This is a genomic window from Vibrio sp. 1CM23M, from assembly GCF_023161755.1.
In the GTDB taxonomy this organism is placed as follows: domain Bacteria; phylum Pseudomonadota; class Gammaproteobacteria; order Enterobacterales; family Vibrionaceae; genus Vibrio; species Vibrio coralliirubri.
This window is the reverse complement of the sequence record NZ_JALNTR010000001.1, coordinates 937,513-954,004: the sequence shown is the minus strand read 5'-3', so window position 1 is coordinate 954,004 and position 16,492 is coordinate 937,513. Positions and strand designations below refer to the sequence as shown.

At 45.5% G+C, this 16,492-nt stretch carries 18 protein-coding genes; 13 read left to right on the top strand and 5 right to left on the bottom strand.

The window, feature by feature from the left end; all coding sequences use genetic code 11:
• Positions 1–29 precede the first annotated feature (29 nt).
• The 7 genes from MSG35_RS04035 (at position 30) to MSG35_RS04005 (ending at position 4,737) form a co-directional block, all read left to right on the top strand.
• Complete coding sequence (locus tag MSG35_RS04035; protein ID WP_248382940.1) at positions 30–1,310, top strand: cyclopropane-fatty-acyl-phospholipid synthase family protein; 1,281 nt, start codon at positions 30–32, stop codon at positions 1,308–1,310.
• A complete protein-coding gene (locus MSG35_RS04030; RefSeq protein WP_017061278.1) occupies positions 1,288–1,809 on the top strand; it encodes a DUF2878 domain-containing protein in 522 nt (173 codons plus the stop codon). The genes MSG35_RS04035 and MSG35_RS04030 overlap by 23 nt, the downstream gene beginning before the upstream one ends.
• Before the next feature lie 3 nt (positions 1,810–1,812).
• Positions 1,813–2,388 (top strand): chalcone isomerase family protein, encoded by a 576-nt coding sequence (locus tag MSG35_RS04025; RefSeq protein WP_248382939.1) that lies wholly within the window; start codon positions 1,813–1,815, stop codon positions 2,386–2,388.
• Positions 2,385–2,927 (top strand): DUF3833 domain-containing protein, encoded by a 543-nt coding sequence (locus MSG35_RS04020; protein WP_050647555.1) that lies wholly within the window; start codon positions 2,385–2,387, stop codon positions 2,925–2,927. The genes MSG35_RS04025 and MSG35_RS04020 overlap by 4 nt, the downstream gene beginning before the upstream one ends.
• A gap of 246 nt (positions 2,928–3,173) precedes the next feature.
• Entirely contained in the window at positions 3,174–3,440 is a 267-nt protein-coding gene (locus tag MSG35_RS04015) for a DNA polymerase III subunit epsilon (RefSeq protein WP_248382938.1), read from the top strand.
• 251 nt (positions 3,441–3,691) lie between these two features.
• A complete protein-coding gene (locus tag MSG35_RS04010; protein ID WP_248382937.1) occupies positions 3,692–4,366 on the top strand; it encodes an SDR family NAD(P)-dependent oxidoreductase in 675 nt (224 codons plus the stop codon).
• Between the two features lie 131 nt (positions 4,367–4,497).
• Positions 4,498–4,737, top strand: coding sequence for an RNA-binding protein (locus MSG35_RS04005; protein ID WP_248382935.1), 240 nt, complete (start codon positions 4,498–4,500; stop codon positions 4,735–4,737).
• 142 nt (positions 4,738–4,879) lie between these two features.
• On the opposite strand, the gene MSG35_RS04000 is transcribed toward MSG35_RS04005, so the two are convergent.
• From MSG35_RS04000 to MSG35_RS03985, 4 genes are all read right to left on the bottom strand, one after another.
• Positions 4,880–5,224: a ribosome recycling factor family protein gene (locus MSG35_RS04000; RefSeq protein ID WP_048610087.1), complete on the bottom strand. Its 345-nt coding sequence runs from the start codon at positions 5,222–5,224 to the stop codon at positions 4,880–4,882.
• A 175-nt stretch (positions 5,225–5,399) separates the two neighbouring features.
• Positions 5,400–6,632 carry a PatB family C-S lyase gene (locus tag MSG35_RS03995; protein WP_248382933.1) on the bottom strand — a complete coding sequence of 411 codons (1,233 nt, stop codon included), beginning with the start codon at positions 6,630–6,632 and terminating at the stop codon, positions 5,400–5,402.
• Positions 6,633–6,754: 122 nt separating this feature from the next.
• Positions 6,755–7,222: an OsmC family protein gene (locus MSG35_RS03990; RefSeq protein WP_248382932.1), complete on the bottom strand. Its 468-nt coding sequence runs from the start codon at positions 7,220–7,222 to the stop codon at positions 6,755–6,757.
• Between the two features lie 29 nt (positions 7,223–7,251).
• Positions 7,252–7,644: a GFA family protein gene (locus tag MSG35_RS03985; protein WP_050651206.1), complete on the bottom strand. Its 393-nt coding sequence runs from the start codon at positions 7,642–7,644 to the stop codon at positions 7,252–7,254.
• Positions 7,645–7,851: 207 nt separating this feature from the next.
• Between MSG35_RS03985 and MSG35_RS03980 the strand changes: the two genes are divergently transcribed.
• Complete coding sequence (locus MSG35_RS03980; protein ID WP_050632604.1) at positions 7,852–8,694, top strand: LysR family transcriptional regulator; 843 nt, start codon at positions 7,852–7,854, stop codon at positions 8,692–8,694.
• 233 nt (positions 8,695–8,927) lie between these two features.
• Positions 8,928–10,955 (top strand): alkyl sulfatase dimerization domain-containing protein, encoded by a 2,028-nt coding sequence (locus MSG35_RS03975; RefSeq protein ID WP_248382930.1) that lies wholly within the window; start codon positions 8,928–8,930, stop codon positions 10,953–10,955.
• 132 nt (positions 10,956–11,087) lie between these two features.
• On the opposite strand, the gene MSG35_RS03970 is transcribed toward MSG35_RS03975, so the two are convergent.
• Positions 11,088–12,017 carry a LysR family transcriptional regulator gene (locus MSG35_RS03970; protein WP_050643582.1) on the bottom strand — a complete coding sequence of 310 codons (930 nt, stop codon included), beginning with the start codon at positions 12,015–12,017 and terminating at the stop codon, positions 11,088–11,090.
• Between the two features lie 173 nt (positions 12,018–12,190).
• Between MSG35_RS03970 and MSG35_RS03965 the strand changes: the two genes are divergently transcribed.
• The 4 genes from MSG35_RS03965 (at position 12,191) to MSG35_RS03950 (ending at position 16,367) form a co-directional block, all read left to right on the top strand.
• The gene (locus tag MSG35_RS03965) at positions 12,191–12,874 is read left to right on the top strand and encodes an SDR family oxidoreductase (RefSeq protein WP_248382928.1); all 684 of its coding nucleotides are present in this window, start codon (positions 12,191–12,193) and stop codon (positions 12,872–12,874) included.
• A gap of 106 nt (positions 12,875–12,980) precedes the next feature.
• A complete protein-coding gene (locus tag MSG35_RS03960) occupies positions 12,981–14,189 on the top strand; it encodes an MFS transporter (RefSeq protein WP_248383250.1) in 1,209 nt (402 codons plus the stop codon).
• A gap of 59 nt (positions 14,190–14,248) precedes the next feature.
• Positions 14,249–15,337, top strand: a complete 1,089-nt coding sequence (locus MSG35_RS03955; RefSeq protein WP_248382926.1) for an alkene reductase — start codon at positions 14,249–14,251, stop codon at positions 15,335–15,337.
• A gap of 208 nt (positions 15,338–15,545) precedes the next feature.
• Complete coding sequence (locus MSG35_RS03950) at positions 15,546–16,367, top strand: HNH endonuclease signature motif containing protein (RefSeq protein ID WP_248382925.1); 822 nt, start codon at positions 15,546–15,548, stop codon at positions 16,365–16,367.
• Positions 16,368–16,492: the final 125 nt, after the last annotated feature.

The window sequence follows — 16,492 nt, the reverse complement described above, 5'->3', positions numbered from 1 at the left end:
TATTAGAATGAGTTATCAGCGAGGTTTACATGGAACAGCTTGCCAAACAAAACAACAATATTGAACAACAAGCTAAAGCCGTTGCTGTTTCAAGCAACTGTAAATATCGAGCTTTAATCTTCAAGGTTTTAGAAAGCCTACAATTCGCGACGCTTGAGATCATTGAGCGCGACCAGCATTCGGTGTTCGGTGATCGAGAAGCAGACTTGAAAGGTCGAATCGTGATTCATGATGCGACCTTTTTTAGAGATGTCGTCATCAACGGCAGTATTGGCGCATCTGAAGCGTACATCGATGGTAAATGGACCAGTCCAAATCTCACGCGTGTGATTCAAATCATGGCTCGTAACCAAGCCCAATTGGATGAGCTTGATGACAAGACGCAATGGATTTCTCGCATCAAAAACCTCTTGCTGCGTCGTAAGAATGCCAACACCGAGCAAGGCTCCAAGCGCAATATTCTCGCTCACTATGACATTGGCAACGAACTGTACGAGCGCTTCTTAGATAGCTCGATGCAGTACTCTTCCGCTATCTACAGCGAAGACGCAGAAACCTTGTCAAAGGCTCAGCAAAACAAAATGAAAACCATCTGTGAGCGACTAGAGCTGTCGGAGAAAGATAGCGTGGTCGAGATAGGCACAGGCTGGGGCGGCTTAGCCATCTTCATGGCGCAACACTACGGTTGCCACGTCACCACAACCACGATTTCAGATGCCCAACATGCGCTTGCTGAACAGAGAGTAAAAGCGCTTGGTTTAACCGATAAAATCACTCTGCTTAAAGAGGATTATCGCAATCTCACTGGTGAGTATGACAAGTTGGTTTCGATCGAGATGATAGAAGCGGTCGGCCATGAATATCTACAAACCTTCTTTGAAAAGTGTTCGTCGTTACTTAAGCCCTCAGGCAAGATGCTGATTCAAGCGATTACTATTGCTGACAGTCGTTACGACAAATACCGCAAAGGTGTCGACTTTATTCAAAAGTACATCTTCCCCGGCGGTTGCCTACCTTCGGTTTCAGTAATGACCCAACACCTTGCGACCAGCACCGATCTTGTGGTTCAAGAAATTGATGACATTGGCCTACACTACGCTCGAACACTGAATGATTGGAACATCGCCTTTGAAAATAGTTGGGAAGAGTTAGAGTCCCTCGGCTATTCAGAAGAGTTTAAGCGCTTGTGGAGCTTCTACTTCTGCTACTGTGAAGGCGCATTCAAAGAGCGCGTGATCAGCACTCACCATGTAGTCGCAAGAAAACCTCGTTACTTTGGAGCAAAAGATGAAGCGGTTTTGGATTATTAATCTCGTACTGTTTCAAGCGACCTGGGTTTGCAGTGCCTTTTTTACCGCGCAAGCCCCGTTCGTCACACCACTGATTGTAGTGGTTCACTTCCTTCTATCACCGACTCGCAGTAGCGATCTGAAGATACTCATTTTATTACCATTGGGGCTATTGCTTGATAGCCTCTTACTTCACTTCGGCGTGTTTGCCGTCGACTCTGAAATTGCTAATCAATCGTGGTTCCCAGTGTGGCTTGTCTGCCTGTGGATCATGTTCTTAATCAGTTTTAACCACAGCCTAAATTGGCTATTAAAATGCTCGAAAGTGATCTTGTTTGTCATAGGGTTCGTAGCAGGTACTAGTAGTTATTGGGGAGGCATCAAAGCAGGTGCTCTTCTTACTACTTGGCCAGATGCATCGGTAGTTGCTGCCCTTGCAATAAGTTGGGGGATTTTGTTGCCCTTACTGGTGGCCGCCTACTCCAACTTAATACAACCTAAAATGGCAATAACGAGGTGACTTATGGCTTATCCACGCAACCCGACACAAACGTTCAAACCTGAGCGCGGTATTGTTCGCCCTCATCAGCAAGCAAAAAACACACTTTTAAGCTTTATCACTCTCTCGCTAATTTTTGCTGCGCTGCTATTTGCCGGAAACGCTAAAGCCTCTGCTGTCGATGATTTAAGCAAACGTGGTGAAGGTGAAATGAGTTACCTGTTTTGGACTCTCTACTCCGCAGAATTCTACGCGACTCCAACCAACTCTGAACGAGCTTTGAAGCTTGAGTATTACCGCTCTATCGATAGCAAAGACCTCGTAGACGCGACCGAAGATCAGTGGAACAAGCTTGGCTACTCTAATAACAACATTCAACGTTGGTTGAAACCCTTGTACGCGATGTGGCCGAACGTGGAAGAAGGAAGCACACTCACGATTCGTGTCGCAGAAGATAACGTGAGTCGTTTTTACTTCGATGAACAACCGATAGGCACCATTCAAGACAAACAATTCGGCGAAGCCTTTCTAGCGATTTGGTTATCTGAAAACACCTCTGAACCCGGTCTTCGTAAACAACTTTTAGGTTTGAACAAATGAATCCAAAAACAACAATAATAAAATTCGCTCTGGTATTTTTTTCACTCACTTGGCTAGTGGGCTGTGGCTCTGCAAGTTTAGAAGACCATGTCGACACTACGCCAGAGCTCAAGCTTGAAACCTTTTTTAATGGCGAGCTCATGGCCTACGGCATGGTGCTCGACCGCTCTGGTAACCTACTGCGCCGCTTTGATGCCAAACTTATTGCGACTTGGGACGGTGACAACGGAGAAATAAAAGAGTGGTTCTCTTTTGCTGATGGCGAGCGCTCTACTCGTGTTTGGAATCTGCTCAAAACGGGCGAAAACACCTATTCGGGCACCGCCAACGATGTCGTTGGAACCGCTTATGGTGAGACCCAAGGTTCTGCGCTGTATTGGAAATATGATCTGGAGATTGAAGTAGACGGCAGCACCTATGAAGTGGTGCTTGATGATTGGATGTTCTTGATGGACGATAAACGCTTATTCAACAAGACTGAGATGTCTAAGTTTGGCTTTAAAGTCGGAGAGGTCATCTTATACATAGAGAAGATTTAATTTAGCTGCCGTTTCTAATTCTTAGTTTTAAATCGATGACTACATCTACAGTACGTAACAAAACAGCCCACGACGAAAATTGTGGGCTGTTTTATTTAATCCCTCGAATAGCATACCTGCATGCTCAAGCCACTGTGCTAAGATGCGCCACCAGCATACAAATGGACTAGACTGACACTAAGCAGTTCCCATTTGTTTCGCTAAGCGTAGATTCCCTACCATGAATAATTGAAAAGGCTTTAAAGCATGAGCAAGTTGACCTCAGCGGAGCGTAAAGCTCGCGACAATGAACGTTTCTCACAACGCGTAAACGAGCGCAGAGAAAAAGGTGAAGACGTAGTTGCTTACGCACTGACCAACAAAAAAGCTGTAAAATTCCTGACTAAGTCAGAGAAAAAACGTTTCAACGAAACGAGAGCGACTCTGCAAGAAGAGAAGCGAGTGAAAGAACAAGAAGAGCTTAACCGAATCGAAGACGCGTTCACGATCAAACAGTTCGACGACGAAAAATAATCACTTATGATTACTCAAAAGCGCTGGCTCTTATGCCGGCGCTTTTACTTGTTGGTTCGTTATTTTTTAACACTGTTATTTCTGACCAAACCCGTCGATTCTTAACGACTTTCCCCACACTCTTATTCCCCCCCTACCGCTCAACCTATCAACCTATCAACCAGGCTATCGATCAACTTTAGCCATAGATCTCAGAAAATCTTAGCCTAGCCCCTTACTATCTCGAATCAACTCTACAAATTTAAGACAGTATGATTTTAATTACCGGATCAAGCAGCGGTTTAGGCGCAGCTCTCGCGAAACAATATGCTAACGCCGCAACCGACGCTCAGCGCGTAGCCATCACAGGTCGCAACGCACAACGTTTAGCAGAAGTGGCGCAAGGCCTGCCTGCGAATACCATTAGCCAAGCGTGTGATCTCTGCGACCCTCACTCTGTGAGCAAGTTATTGGATACGTTACCTGAAATGCCGAAGCTGGTGATCCACAGCGCTGGCAGTGGCTACTTCGGTAAAATAGAACAGCAAGACCCAGCCACCATCAGCGACATGCTGAAGAACAATATCGAGTCTTCGATCTTTTTGATTCGCGAGCTTGTGCAGCGCTACAAAGATCAATCGGTCACCATTGCTGTGGTGATGTCGACGGCGGCACAAGGTGCTAAAGCGGAAGAGTCCACCTACTGCGCGGCAAAATGGGCCGTGAAAGGCTTTATCGAATCGGTAAGGTTGGAGCTAAAAGGTCATCCGATGAAAATCGTGGCGGTTTATCCTGGAGGAATGGCGACCGAGTTTTGGAATACAAGCGGTAAAGACATGGATACCTCGAGCTTTATGACCGCGCAAGAAGCCGCTCAAATGTTGCAGCAGGCGTTAACCAGCACAGAGCATGGATTCGTATCAGATATTACGATAAACCGCGGCTAGCAGGTAAAAAGCTCGCTTAATCGGTAAATAGAGCGAAGCGTTACCAAAGAAATGATTAGAGTAATTATTTGTGAGGGTGAGCATGAAAGTGTGCGACAATGCTCGGCGTAAATTCATATTCAAGGTTTATTATGAAACTTCTAGTTCGTAACCTATCACGCTCTACATCTGAGCAAGACATCCGTGTGCTATTTTCTGAGTTCGGTTCAGTAAAAGAGTGCAGCCTAGTTTTAGACCAAGAAACTGGCGACTCAAAAGGCTTTGCTTTTGTTGAAATGCCAGAGCAAGAAGAAGCTAAAGTGGCACTAAACAAGCTGAACTTGTCAAAGCTTGGCAAAAACACGATTCGTGTAAAAGTAGCGAACTCTTAATCGAGTCAATGCTTCAAAGCCGCATGGCTTAGCTTAACAGCAGCACAGATGATAAAGCCCGTAACGATATGACGTTTCCAGCGCAATATCGTTACGGGCTTTTTGCTGCTCGCAATTCTCTTTTCACACGATTTGAATACGCCTACAGACCTTCATGTTCATCAATAGCACGTCTTGCTTCGGCCATTGAACATCCAGATTCCATCACCAGTTGAGCCACAGTCATTGAAGGTGTTGCGGCCAACAGAGATGCCAAACACACCACAGGTTTAGGCAGCACTTTGTCGATTGCAATTGCAATCCAACCGTCTTTTTCGTGGGTTAACATCGTTTTAAATTCAATGAGTTGATGCTCTTGAGCGACCAACAGCCAATTACGCGAGCGACGAACTCGTTTCAACTGACATCCACATTCCGCAGCATTCGCCATCACTTGGCTTTTATCACTCACACGATGTACAAAACTATTCAATGGGACGCTAAACATAACTCTCTGCTAATCAATCTATTCCTACCATTCAAGAGCTCTCTACCTATCTCTCAGAACTTTCTAACTGTCACTCAATTAAAACCGTACGTAGGATTACACAGACACAAAAAAACCGCCAGTGATGCACTAATCAGCCTCGCGGTTTTTCGTTCTTTGAGCCTAACGCTCGATATCAGCAGCAGCTTTTTGAAGCGCCGCTATCACAACAAGTTGAACGAGACAGGCTTCCTCGCTCAAAGCCATCAATCGCGTCCGCTAACGCAGTAAATGATTGCTCGATATTGTCACGTGACGTTGCGATGTTCATTCGCATAAAGTTAGGGCTTTGCGCACCAAACCAACCACCTGGGGTTAAGCCCATCTTAGCCTGCTCAAACACCACATTTTTTAGCTCTTCTTCCGAAAAATCCAAGCCAGAGAAATCAAACCACACTTGGTAAGTGCCTTGCGGTTGGAAGACTTTTAACTGAGGAATGCGCTGCTCCGCAAACTCAGTGATCCATTTCACCGTGTCTTGCAGATACACCAACATGCCATCGAGCCACTCACCACCTTTCTCAAAGGCCGCCACGGTTGCAAACGTACTGAACGCATTACCATGGTCAAGATACATCGCCACCACATTAGCTTTGAACGCTTCAAATAACTCATTATTATTGGTGTACACATAGCCGTTTGAGATGCTGTGCATGCCGAAGGATTTCGCCGGAGAACCAATCAAAGCAATAACCTTGTCGTAATCGAAGCTGGTTAAGCTCGTAAAAGCGTGACCTTCAAAAATAATGTCGGAATGGACTTCGTCGCTGATGATCAGCACGCCGTGGCGCTTGGCGATTTCGATGATTTGTTCAAGCTCTTGAGGTGTCCACACTCGCCCAGTCGGGTTATGCGGATTACAGAAAATCATCGTCTTCACTTGTTGGTCGATGATCTGTTGCTCCATACCATCGAAATCAATCTGATAACGCTGTCCGTCATTAATCAACGGGCTATTCACGACCTGACGGCCTGCCTTATTCACCAAATTAGCAAACTGATGGTAAGCCGGCGTATGAATAAGCACACCATCACCCTCATTGGTAAATTGGCGCAGTAACAACGCGATGCCTGGTAACACTCCCGGAACTTGTACGAACTTGTCAGAAGATAGGTTCAGCCCATGACGCTTTGAATACCATTGAGACAGCGCCTCAAACACTGCCTGTTCATTGAACTCATACGAGTATACTCCACGCTCAACTAAGCGATTCAGCTCTTGAGTGATCGGTTCCGCCACCTGAAAATCCATATCGGCAACCCAGTAAGGAAATACATCGGTGGTGTTGTAAATGCTCTCAAGCATCTCTGGTTTGCTTTTGATAAATGCATTTTCACCGTAATTCGATGCACTGTTAAACGCTGTCATGGAGGTGTCCTCAAATAGTATGTTCGGTCTTTTTGCAATCAACGAAATTGCATCAATACCCTTAAGACGATAGCGAGATAAAAAGGACGAAGCTTTTAAAGAAATCTTGTGATTGTTTTAAATTAATCTCTCATCTCGACCACAATCTCTGTTTTTACCGAGTTCGCGATAAAGCAGTTTTTGTGCGCCAAGTGATGCAGTTTGTCGAGCTGCTTGGCGGTGGGCTTTTTGGTACCTAAAAACACTATCTCAGGTCGCAGAGTCACATTAGTGACAGACGAGCGGCCAGATTCATCTTCTTCCAACACACCAATTGCATCATCAACATAAGACTCAATGACGTACTTCTGCTTTGCCGCTATGCCCAAAAACGTCAGCATATGACAGCTAGAAAGTGCCGCGATAAACGCTTCTTCTGGATCAACATTCGCTTCCACCGAAAACGGCAGCGGTACAACATGTGGAGAGGACGAAGCAGGCACAGTGACACCACCATCGAACTCCCACGTATGACCGCGACTGTATTGATTGTCGCTAAAGGCTTCATCTTCTGCTTTTTTCCAGCGAATGATCGCTCCATATTCAGACATAATTTCTTCCCTTTTTAATGCTCAATAAATTAACGATCAGCTGGATGATTGACACCATCGTTGGTCACCACATCACCAATATCAAAAGGATTCACCCCTTCCAAACAGCCGATGTTAAAACCGTATTCATTTGGGCTAGAACGGCGCTGATGATGGGTATAGATACCGCAGTTTGAGCAAAAGTAATGCTTTGCGGTGTTGGTATTGAATTGATAAAGCTTGAGATGCTCTGCACCTTTGAGGATCTTGATGCCATCCAGCGCAACAGAGCCCACAATCGCTCCCCTGCGACGACAGATAGAACAATCACAGCGACGCGGCTTTTCTATCCCGTTAGGTAAGCTGAGCTCTAGTTCAACCGCACCGCAATGGCAGGTTGCCTTGTGAAAAGGTTGGATAACGGTGTTACCGACTAATTTCATGAGCACTCCTTGTACTGGTCACTTTTCACCCATCATATCTTGATTTGTTATTTTGGTAAAAAAATGTGTTTTCCAACAAATATATAGCGCATGTTTTCAATACATAATTTAAGCTAAATCTCGACGCTACTGACTCTACCGTTATCGACACAACGATCACCGAGTCGTATTCAAACTATTTAATCTCTTTCTACAGGGCACACCTATATGAATCTAAATCTGATTAAACACTTTCTCGCAGCCTATGATTTCAATAGTATTTCGAAAGCAGCAGAACATATGAATATGACTCAGCCATCGATGACCGCCGCGATCAAAAATTTTGAAGAGCAGAGCGGAAAAATCATGTTTTATCGCACCAGTCGTTCAATTCAACCGACAGAAGATGCGCATTATCTTGCTGAGCAATGTCGAGAAATATTAGGTCGCCTCGACTCAGTATTTAAAGAAGAGAGAAAACTAAAAATCTGCTGCCCAGAAGTGATCATGCAGGCACTTCCTGGCTATGAAGGGGTCTACTTTGTTGAAACTCCCGCCATTGAATACAGTATTTTAGATAAACTAAGAACCGGAGAGGTGGATATTGTTGTCGACGATATCTCTGTTACTGATCACTCCTTTATTGTTGAATCGATCGGCTCTCAAAAGCTCGCACTCGCATGCCGTAAAGACCACCCGACAATTGGCGATAGCATCTCTCTTGAGCAATTCAAAAACGCCGAGCACATCATGCTGCGCCTAAAAGACAAAAACGTAAGCGCGCTAGAAACCCGAACTGAAGAAGCATTTGATCGTAACGTGGTTCGAGAAGTTTCCGGCCAATCGAATCTACTGTTGAATGCCCGTAATTCAGACGCCGTGTGCATTGTCAGTGAATCCATGTTTGATTTAGCAGAAGAGCTAGGGCTAAAAGTTCTAGAACCACCATTTACACTGCGTGACTACGAAATGAAAATGATTTATCACAAACGTAGTATTCAAGATCAACGACATGCTCAAGTTCGAGAGCACATCAAAAAGCATCTAACAACACCTTCAAAAAATAAATAAAAACTATGCAATAAGTGATAAATCGTAATTAATGGCAATATATTTCACTTTATATAGATAAAATCTATGCTTTTTATAGCTACTACCCAATGGTTCGCCGCTTAAGAACTGCCTAAGATATCGTCATCAACGAGGCACATTACACAACCTCGTATCCTTCAACTTTTGAAGAATGACGAAACAGGATGGATTCTGAGTCTGATTCATACGAAATACAGAACCAGGGTAACACTATGAAAAAAACCATTATTGCTCTCTCAATTTTAGCGTCTTGCAATGTGATGGCTCACTCTCATCATGCATCAGAACGTTTAACTCACGGCGACCATGACCACTCATTCGATATGAGCGAGTACGACGTCGTACTTTCCAATAACTATGACCCGTTTGCTAATGGTATTGAGTTCCTCTCTCCAACCATGTCTGCTGAGCAGCAAAGTTACTTCCCTTTATCTGAAAATTCCTCGACAAAACTAGCGGGGTCATTCCCAGAAATAATTTGGCGAGGTGAGCCTCTATTCACGCCTGAATACAACAAAGAAAACATGGAAAAGGCTTTGCAAGAAGGCAAAATTCATCCAGAGCTAGCAGCTATGGAAGAAGCAATGACCAACCCTGTGATCTTTAAGTTATCAGACCGCATGTACAACGCATTTGGTTTTGAGGGCGCTTCGATCACCTTCCTTCAGGGTGACAAAGGACTGATCATTATCGACGCTGGTTCAACGGCTGAAACTGGTGAAGCCATGCTGTCAGCTTACCGTGAAGCGACTGGGGACGAGCGTGAAGTTCATACGATTTTCTATACTCACCACCACCCAGATCAATGGGCAGGAACCGAGGGGTTAGCAACGCGAGAAGACTTCGAATCAGGCAAAATTAATGTCATCGCTCATGTTGATTTTCAAAAGAAAATGAATGAAGAGTCTGGTATTTATCTTAATCAACAGTCGATTCGAACCGCGTATGCATTTGGTGCCTTTATCCCTCATAACAATGACTACGATAAAGGTGTAAACCAAGGTGTTGGCTACCCAGCAGACATCGTGATGCAATCGCAAAACAAATCCTTCTTCGCGCCCAATATCTTAGTTGACGATCTGATGATCATGAAGGTCGATGGGCTTACATTGGAGTTTTTCCACACACCTGGTGAAGCGCCAGATGGTGTTGCACTCTACGTACATGAAACGGGAGACATGGTCGGTGGCGATACCATTCAAGGTGAAACCATTCCAAATCTCTACACCATTCGTGGTGCCGAGTACCGTGACGGCCTTGAGTGGGCAGATTCTATAGACCGCATGCGTCGCTATCAGCCAAAAACGCTCTCGCTACACCACGGCCGTTCTGCAGTCAGCCAAGAGCGTGCTGAAGATGTGATGAAAGCCTACGCGGATTCACTGCGTTACATGCAAGATCAAACGGTTCGCCATATCAACAAAGGCTATACGATGCATGAGCTTTCGGACAGCATTCGCCTTCCAAAAGAACTCAAGGATCATGACTACTTGCGCCCGCTGCGTGGCTCAGAATATCAAAATGTTGCCAATATCTATGCAGGCAATGTTGGTTGGTTCAATGGTGATGCCAGTGAGTTTGCGAAGCCACCACACAAGGACATGGCGCAACTGTATGTTGATATGATGGGTGGCCCAGACGCCATTAAAAAGGCCGCAGACCGTATGATCGAAAAACAACAGTACGGTGAAGCGATGCAGATCCTAACGCATGTTATCCGCGTCGATCACAGCGATATGTATGCTCGTGGACAAAAAGCCGTTGCACTAGAGCGTTGGGGCTGGGAACAATCGACTCCGGGTTGGCGTCACTGGGCACTCACTGGTGCAGCAGAGCTTCGCGGAGAACTAGATGGTGTACTCGATACAATGAACTTCTTCGGCGATGCCAGCAAGTTCGTTGAGGCACCAACTGATGACGTGATGTCACTGATTCCAACTCGCCTCATAGCGGAGCAACTGAACACCAACGAAACGCACGTTATCAACCTTGTCGTAGATGGAAGCCCATACCTTGTGAACGTCTCTAACCGCACGATGGCTGTCGACAATGGTTTTAGTTCTGAGAGCGCCGATCTCAACGTCGAGATGTCAAAACAAGACCTTGTTCATTTATTCCTAGTCAAAGACATCAATGTTGAAGAATCAACGGCGAAGGCAACCAAGGGTGATATCAAGCAACTTCAACGTTTAGTTGATTTAATTGATACCTTCTCTCCGTTCTACCTACACCTTCGTTAACCCCAACAAATAACCCGTGCCTCATTCATTTGAGGCACGATAAGAGGTTCTCATGATAGACAAAGATACCTTTATCCCAAGAGCGTTAGCGGTTGCCATCGTTGTATTTCTCTTATTTTCGTAACTTGAAAATCAACAACTCGAGTTGACGCAATCTCCAAACCGCTCAAACAGAAAATCAAGAAACAGCCGGATACGCTTCGGCTGATACTTCTTGCTGATATACACCACATTCAAATCGGCACTCGACACCGACATCGCGGTGTTGAAGTTCTTCATGTAGCCATTAAGCAGCGTCACAAGGCGCTGGTTATTGATGTCGTCTTGCACATCCAGCACCGATTTAAGGGCAATGCCCTCGCCTTTTAATGCCCAGTAGCGAATCACTTCACCATCGTCTGAAAATCGCTTTGGAACAACGGTAATCGACTTCTTCATATCATGATCTTGGAAGTGCCATGTCTTGAGCTCTTCATTGCTGCGCAGCATGGCTAAACAGTCGTGCTCAACCAAGTCTTGCGGCGTTAACGGTGTGCCATGCTTGGCAAGATATTCAGGTGACGCACACAGTACACGCCGGCTTGGCGACAAGCGTCTGGATATCAAACTGCTGTCGACCAATTCACCATAACGGACCACGATATCCATGCCAGATTCAGCAATATTCGAGAGGTTATCGTTCAAATAGAGATAAGGGATCACGTCGGGATATTGCTGACAGAACTCAGAGAGAATAGGAAGAATGTACTGCTTTCCGATATCTTTCGGCGCGGCGATTTTGAGTGGACCTTTGACTTCTTTGACGCCATTTTGGATCAGGTTTTCGGCCTCACTGACATTATCTAATATCTCCAAACACGCCTTGTGATACAACTCTCCAGAGTCGGTCAAAGACACATGGCGCGTACTTCGATTCAACAACTTCACACCATATCGTTCTTCAAGTGCCTGAAGCCTTGCTGTCATGGTCGCAGGCGATAAACCCAGTTCACGCCCCGCCGCCGCTAACCCGTGATGCTTAACAATACTGACGAACATCGCCATATCTGAAAACTTATCCATACGATTCTCGCTTCCACCTCTTCGTCTTACTTCTCGATCTTAATGCTCGATCTGAATACTCAGCAACACTATTCAGATTAACCGAATAATGAATTTATATTTTAGCCAATTATCAAATTTAATCGAATAAATATAATGACAAACATCAACAGAACAACGCAGGAATTCAGAGCATGACTAACGAATCGACTAAACAAGAGCAACGCACTTTCGTCATCATTGGTGGCACATCAGGCATCGGCAAAGCACTCGCGATGAAATTGAGAAACGAAAACAACACAGTGCACGTCGCTAGCCGACATACAGGACTTGATATCAGCAATGAAAAATCAATTTGTGAATACTTTGAATCGATTGGCGTGTTTGACCACTTAGTCGTAACAGCTGGCTCATCCGCTCCCGCAGGAAAAGTAACAGACGTAGCAACCGCAGACGCTAAGACAGCTTTTGACACTAAGTTTTGGGGCAGCTTAAACGTAGCAAAACATGCCGCACGCTACATGACGCCAAATGGCTCTATCACGTTCACGACAGGCATGTTGTCTCGCAAAGTAGTGGCTGGCACTTACGTAAAAACCGCCATCAATGCCGCATTAGAAAGCGTGACTAAAATACTGGCGAAAGAGCTATCACCGATTCGCGTCAATACTGTTAGCCCCGGCCTGACCATGACCGAAGCCTACAAAAACATGGACGATTCCGCTCGTGCAAGCATGTACGACAACGCCAAAAACAATCTACCCGCAGGTAAGGTTGGCGAGCCTTCAGAGGTGGCTATGGGTTACCTATTCGCGATTAATAACCCATACGTAACAGGGTCAATCATCGATATCGATGGCGGCGCTCTACTCGGCTAACACCCCGCAAAGACATAAAGACACAAAGAACAATCGTTAGGGCGTTTATCTCAACGTCCTAACAAACAAGAATTTACATAGGTAACTCATCATGAAATCAAAAGCCATGACACAAGAAACCATCCATAAAGAAAAGATGCCATTCCAAGTTTGGATACTGACACTCGCAGCATTTGCAATCGGCACGGCTGAGTTTGTTATCGCAGGTATTCTTCCACAGATCGCCACATCACTTTCAATCACAGAAGGCCAAGCTGGCTACCTTATCAGTGCTTACGCGTTGGCTATCGTTATCGGCGGCCCGATCTTAACCATCTACCTTGCGCGCTTTAATAAGAAGATGGTGCTGATTGGCTTAATGGCACTGTTCATCATCGGTAACGTCTTGTCTGCACTAGCACCAAGCTATCCGCTACTCCTCGCGAGTCGTGTTATCGCAGGCTTAGTGCAAGGCCCTTTCTATGGCATCGGTGCGGTTGTCGCAACCAACTTAGTGTCTGAAAAAATGGCAGGTCGTGCCGTTGGCCAAATGTTCGCAGGCTTAACGCTCGCTAACGTTCTTGGCGTTCCAGCTGGTACATGGGTTAGCTTGCAATTCGGCTGGCACACAACCTTCTTCACAGTAGCAGCACTTGGCACCATCGCAATGATTTCAATCCTGACATCGATTAAATCGACCGGTCACAGTGAAGCAAAAGACATCAAAACTCAGCTGTTTGCGTTCAAAAACCCAATGCTGCTGATCAGCTTGGCAATCACCGCTTTTGCTTGGTCTGGCTTCATGACGCTTTATGGGTACCTTGCACCAATCGCTATGCACATCACTGGCTACGGTCAAGAGTCTGTTACTTGGATCTTAGTGGTTGTGGGTGTCGGCTTAATTATCGGTAACACCTTGGGCGGACGTTCTTCAGATAAAAACCTAGGCAAAGCTTCAATGTTTTGGACTGTCGCAATGATCGTTTCATTGGTTGTAGTTGGCCTTGTGGTAGACAACAAAATCCTATTCGTTGCAGCAGCATTTGTCTTTGGTATTGCATCATTTGCAAACGTTCCTGCCATGCAACTTCGAGTGATGAACAACGGTGGCGAAGGCCAAGAACTGGCAGCAACCGCGAATATCTCAGCGTTTAACTTGGCCAATGCCTTCGGTGGGTTCCTTGGCGGCATGGTACTCGACAGCCAATTAGGCGCAGGCATGATTCCATTCGCAGCCGTTGTTGTCCCAGTGATTGGTTTGCTGCTTATCGCCAAAGCCAACCGAGCTGAAAAGCCACAGAGCAACTCTATTTTCAGCCCAGCAGAAAGCAAGTAACGCTACTCATAGCCCCAACACAAAACTAAAAAACACTGAATTAAAACAAGGTAGACACCATGAACAAATTATTCGAAACATCAGAACTGAAAGGCCTAGCACTACAAAACCGCGTGGTTATGGCACCCATGACACGCGCTCGTACTAGCCAACCTGGAAACGTACCAAACGACATGATGGCAACCTATTACCAACAACGCGCAAGTGCAGGTTTAATCATCACTGAAGCCACCCAAATTTCAGATGACTCTCAAGGTTACTCATTCACACCCGGCGTTTATACCGATGCACAAATCGAAGGTTGGAAGTCAGTAACCACAGCAGCCAAAGAACAAGGTGCCGCGATATTCTGCCAGCTATGGCACGTAGGCCGAGTATCACACCCTACCTTTCAAAAAGGCGAGTTGCCGATTGCACCTTCAGCGCTGGCACCAATCGAAACTCAGGTTTGGATCTCTGATGAGAATGGAAACGGCAACATGGTCGATTGCATCCAACCAAGAGAGATGACCCAAACAGACATCAACCGTGTTGTTCAAGATTTTGCTAACTCAGCGAAAAAAGCGGTCGAGGCAGGATTCAACGGCGTCGAGATCCACGGCGGCAATGGCTACCTTATCGATCAATTTCTAAGAACCAATTCAAATAAGCGCACCGACAACTATGGTTGCAGTCGTGAGAACCGACTTCGCTTCCTAATTGAAGTCGTGGATGCGGTAATTGAAGCGATTGGTGCTGACAAAGTGGGCGTACGTTTGGCTCCGTTCATCACCTTCAAAGACATGAACTGCCCAGATATCGTGCCAACGATTTTAGAAGCGTCAAAGGAACTGCAAGCTCGTAATATCGCTTATCTGCACCTATCAGAAGCCGACTGGGATGACGCACCTGTGATACCTGAAAGCTTCCGTGTCGAACTAAGAGCCTTGTTCTCTAACACCATCATCGTTGCCGGCAGCTACACACCACAACGCGCTGAAGAAGTACTAAGTAAAGGCTACGCCGATCTCGTCGCATTCGGTCGCCCATTCGTTGCTAACCCAGACCTAGTTTCACGCCTACAAAACGGCAGCGAACTATCAGAACTCGATGGCGCTACGTTATTCGGCGGCAACGAAAAAGGCTATATCGATTATCCGGCGTTGTAGTTGTATAGCATTAAACACGCACCAAGCCTGCATGAGTCCTGCAGGCTTGCCTCTTTAGAAACGTGACCGATCCGATACCTTTTTACACTCAAAAATTCACTTGCATATTTTGACCTAAACCACTGTTATATTTGAACTTTACATGAAATTTAAATTATAAAAATATCAATAATAATTAGAATTTAGACGAATAAACGAGGACTCTCCATTGTTCAATGTAGGACAGGTTTACAATCGACGCACAGATATACACGGTCGCTACAAAGGTCAGCAATATGGTGGTATCGCTACGCCTGCAGCCCACCCATATGTATTTATCTTCACTAGCGATGCTGGTGAAGAATTTGGCTACTCTGATGGTTTTAGTGCAGATGGCACTTTCCGATATACAGGAGAAGGGCAAGAAGGTGATATGCAGATGGTTAAAGGAAACTTGGCCATCTTTGAACACCAAAACAACCTTAAAGAAATTCTCTTATTTGAATCTGTCTCAACTGGTTTTGTTAGATTCGTCGGAGTGTGCAACTACCTCTGTCATCACATTGAGCAACGCCCCGACAAGAACGACCAACTTCGTGATGCAATAGTTTTCCATCTAGATATCGTCCCACAAAGTGTCGGCAATACCATTCAAACACCAAAAGCTTCATACCTAACGAAGCCAACTAAAAGTAAATCATTAAGGCAATTACGAGACATCGCCTTAGCTTCAACACCACTTAAAGCTGACCCCAAAGAACAACTCACGCATGTGAAGTATCGTAGTGAAGCCATTAAGCTTTACGCAAAAAAGAGGGCAAATGGTATCTGTGAAGGTTGTGGAGTGCCCTCACCTTTTGAGACCAAGTCAGGTCCTTACCTAGAAGTACACCACCTGACACGGTTAGCAGATGGCGGCGCTGATTGCCCTGAAAATGTGATCGCACTTTGTCCGACCTGTCATCGAGAAGCACACTACTCGCTGGACTCCGCAGATTTCAATGCAAAACTCATCAAGAAAGCGCTAAAGATTGAAAAGAACCTGCTGTAAGCATTTCCTTCAGGCAAAAGAAAGGCTCGCATGACTAGTGCGAGCCTAATGCAGTTTAGGGGGTAAACCACAATCTAGTTTAATTATTTAACTTATGAGCCATTATGCACTTGTGCGCATTGATA

Bases quoted from the DNA above. Each gene is read 5' to 3' on its own strand.
- MSG35_RS04015 (WP_248382938.1), top strand. From the start codon at position 3,174: ATGAGCAAGTTGACCTCAGCGGAGCGTAAAGCTCGCGACAATGAACGT.
- MSG35_RS03965 (WP_248382928.1), top strand. From the start codon at position 12,191: ATGACTAACGAATCGACTAAACAAGAGCAACGCACTTTCGTCATCATT.
- MSG35_RS03975 (WP_248382930.1), top strand. From the start codon at position 8,928: ATGAAAAAAACCATTATTGCTCTCTCAATTTTAGCGTCTTGCAATGTG.
- MSG35_RS03990 (WP_248382932.1), bottom strand. From the start codon at position 7,222: ATGTCTGAATATGGAGCGATCATTCGCTGGAAAAAAGCAGAAGATGAA.
- MSG35_RS04020 (WP_050647555.1), top strand. From the start codon at position 2,385: ATGAATCCAAAAACAACAATAATAAAATTCGCTCTGGTATTTTTTTCA.
- MSG35_RS03980 (WP_050632604.1), top strand. From the start codon at position 7,852: ATGAATCTAAATCTGATTAAACACTTTCTCGCAGCCTATGATTTCAAT.
- MSG35_RS04010 (WP_248382937.1), top strand. From the start codon at position 3,692: ATGATTTTAATTACCGGATCAAGCAGCGGTTTAGGCGCAGCTCTCGCG.
- MSG35_RS03960 (WP_248383250.1), top strand. From the start codon at position 12,981: ATGACACAAGAAACCATCCATAAAGAAAAGATGCCATTCCAAGTTTGG.
- MSG35_RS04025 (WP_248382939.1), top strand. From the start codon at position 1,813: ATGGCTTATCCACGCAACCCGACACAAACGTTCAAACCTGAGCGCGGT.
- MSG35_RS03985 (WP_050651206.1), bottom strand. From the start codon at position 7,644: ATGAAATTAGTCGGTAACACCGTTATCCAACCTTTTCACAAGGCAACC.
- MSG35_RS04030 (WP_017061278.1), top strand. From the start codon at position 1,288: ATGAAGCGGTTTTGGATTATTAATCTCGTACTGTTTCAAGCGACCTGG.
- MSG35_RS03970 (WP_050643582.1), bottom strand. From the start codon at position 12,017: ATGGATAAGTTTTCAGATATGGCGATGTTCGTCAGTATTGTTAAGCAT.
- MSG35_RS03955 (WP_248382926.1), top strand. From the start codon at position 14,249: ATGAACAAATTATTCGAAACATCAGAACTGAAAGGCCTAGCACTACAA.
- MSG35_RS04000 (WP_048610087.1), bottom strand. From the start codon at position 5,224: ATGTTTAGCGTCCCATTGAATAGTTTTGTACATCGTGTGAGTGATAAA.
- MSG35_RS03995 (WP_248382933.1), bottom strand. From the start codon at position 6,632: ATGACAGCGTTTAACAGTGCATCGAATTACGGTGAAAATGCATTTATC.
- MSG35_RS04005 (WP_248382935.1), top strand. From the start codon at position 4,498: ATGAAACTTCTAGTTCGTAACCTATCACGCTCTACATCTGAGCAAGAC.
- MSG35_RS04035 (WP_248382940.1), top strand. From the start codon at position 30: ATGGAACAGCTTGCCAAACAAAACAACAATATTGAACAACAAGCTAAA.